Origin of the sequence: Cetobacterium sp. ZOR0034 (assembly GCF_000799075.1) — a bacterium.
In the GTDB taxonomy this organism is placed as follows: Bacteria; Fusobacteriota; Fusobacteriia; order Fusobacteriales; family Fusobacteriaceae; genus Cetobacterium_A.
In genome coordinates this window covers 1-2447 of record NZ_JTLI01000098.1, presented here as the reverse complement: position 1 = coordinate 2447, position 2447 = coordinate 1, and the positions used below count along the sequence as shown (strand labels likewise).

Annotated in this window: 2 protein-coding genes; both read right to left on the bottom strand. The window is 29.5% G+C overall.

The window, feature by feature from the left end; translation table 11 throughout:
- Nucleotides 1-60: 60 nt before the first annotated feature.
- Complete coding sequence (gene istB, locus L992_RS12410) at nucleotides 61-780, bottom strand: IS21-like element helper ATPase IstB (RefSeq protein WP_047396615.1); 720 nt, start codon at nucleotides 778-780, stop codon at nucleotides 61-63.
- A complete protein-coding gene (gene istA / locus L992_RS12405) occupies nucleotides 780-2291 on the bottom strand; it encodes an IS21 family transposase (RefSeq protein WP_052194002.1) in 1512 nt (503 codons plus the stop codon). The genes istB and istA overlap by 1 nt, the downstream gene beginning before the upstream one ends.
- Nucleotides 2292-2447: the final 156 nt, after the last annotated feature.

The window sequence follows — 2447 nt, the reverse complement described above, 5'->3', positions numbered from 1 at the left end:
TGTTTTTTGCAAGGCCAAATTCCCTGTTTTTGAAAAGCAAAGCTACAGGGAATTTTCTTCCTATCCTAATCCTGATTCTTTTAATCTTTTACTTGATCCATTAAATAAAATTAGATGACTGTGATGAACTAATCGATCAATAAGAGCAGCTGTCATGTTTTCGTCATATAAAATAGTAACCCACCGACTAAACTCTAAATTGGTAGTTAGAACAATGCTACATTTCTCATAGCAATCTGAGATAATTTGAAATATTAATTGTGCTCCTTCTCTATCAAGAGGAACATATCCCCATTCATCTAAAATTAACAAATCTAGTTTTTCAAACTTTTTTAAAAAAGTACTTAAACTTCCTTTCTTTTTAGCTTCACTCAAATGATTTACAAGCGTGCTAGTTCGATAAAATTTTACATGCTTACCTTCGTTACAAGCGCTCAGCCCTAATGCACAAGCCATATGTGTTTTTCCTGTTCCAACACTTCCATATAAAATTAAATTCTTTTTTTCAGTAATAAAATTCAAATTTTTCAATTCATTTTCTCCAAGTGAACTAGGTAAGGAAATCTCTTGAAAAGAGTATCCATCAAAGCTTCTAACAACAGGGAAAGATGCTAATTTAATAGCTCTCTCAATCTTCATGATATCTCTATGATTAACTTCTCTTTCTAGAAGATCACATAAAAATTCTTCATAATTTTTTGCTTGAATATTTTTGTAAATTTCAGAAAAATTTCGACTAAGCCTTAAACGTTTACAATAATTAGCTATTTTTTCTTGCATTAGTTCCCCCTTCTATTGACCGTTAGCAAAGCATCGTATACTCCAATATTAGGAGATACTTCTTTAACAGCAGGTTGATTATTATTCAACCTTAACTTTTCTACTTTTGGATACTTATCTAATCTTGATTTTAAGTACATTTTCATATTATCAAGTGATGAAATATTTTTATCTAAACACTCTTCGGTAATTTGAAGAGCTTTTTCAAATCCTTTATCTTCTGTTACTTCTGCCATAAATCTGAAAATTTGCTTTTCTTTTTCTTCATTTAATTCTTTAAGTTGTTCACTAATTTTCAAAGGAAACAATTCATAAATACCGCTGTATTTAATAGCTCTTGGATAACGTGATAACTGAGTTAAATAAGGTAACCAGTTAATTAACTCGCTTGGTAAATCTCCATACAACCTATCATGAGTAACAATTTCTTTTAAATTTGAATCTAAAACAATAATATCAGTAGCTCCAATTTTTATCCTCAGATTTTCTCCAGCGAATTTAGGAGCGCTTGAATATCTAAATTTACTTTCTAAAATAAATCTCCCACATTTATCTGCTTTAAGAATTTTAATTAAAGATGAATCGAATTCTGTAAGAGGAAGATTTAATAAATTATCTTTGTCTAATTTGTGTAAATCAGATATTAAGGTTCCTTTAATATAATGTTCTCGATTTAAATCTTCATCGCACATATTAAGTAAAAGTTTGTTAAAGCTTTTAATATTGTCTACAATTGGAGCTGGCACCAATAGATTTCTTCTTAAATATCCAACTTTGTTTTCTACACTTCCTTTTTCATTTCCACTTGCTGGATTACAAAAGGCTGTATCAAAATTAAAGTGATTTTTAAATCTCGAAAATTCATCTGTTAAATCCCGTTCTTTACCTCTCGAAACTCTTTTTACCGCAGTACTCATATTATCAAACCAAATTCTTTTTGGGATACCATTGATATGTCTAAATATATTTATCAAACCTTCAAACAAACATTGTTGATTTTGTCCTCTGAAAATTTGAATATACCCAGCATTACTAAATGGAAAGGTTACGTTTAAGCTAAAACCATCTACTAATTCAGATTTATTCCAAAATTGTATAGCTCCAAAATCAACCTGCATTTCTCCTGCGCTGTGCAAAAGAGGCAATGAACTTGAAGATTGATTCCATATATCTTGCTTTCTTGCTTTAAAATAGTCAGTCACGGTTCGATAAGAACCTTTATACGAGTGTTCTTTGCATAATCTAGAATAAACTTTAGTTGCTGTATGTCGTTGTTTTTTTCGCATGATTTTATCTTCAACAATCCACTTATCAATAATTTCTTTGAATGGATCTAAAATACTCACACCATAATTATGCGGTTTTACTATTTTGCTATTAAAATCTTCTTTCTCAATATATTTACGAATAGTTTTTACATCAACTTTTGTAATTCTAGATATTTCTGCCTTACTTTTCCCTTCATTATAATACAAATTTCTGATATAATTGATTTGAGTCATTGTTAACATCCTTTCTGTTATCCCCCTGTAGTTTAGTAGTGTTTATTACAAGGGTTATAATATCAGATTAAGGATTTATCTGTGGCTTTTTTTATTTTTTCTGCTTTGCAAATACAGGGAAATTTGCTTTGCAATAACATCCTATTTTATTTTACAATAAACATC

What these genes read in the sequence shown, in the direction of transcription:
- istB (WP_047396615.1), bottom strand. Translation starts at nt 780, where the DNA reads ATGCAAGAAAAAATAGCTAATTATTGTAAACGTTTAAGGCTTAGTCGA.
- istA (WP_052194002.1), bottom strand. Translation starts at nt 2,291, where the DNA reads ATGTTAACAATGACTCAAATCAATTATATCAGAAATTTGTATTATAAT.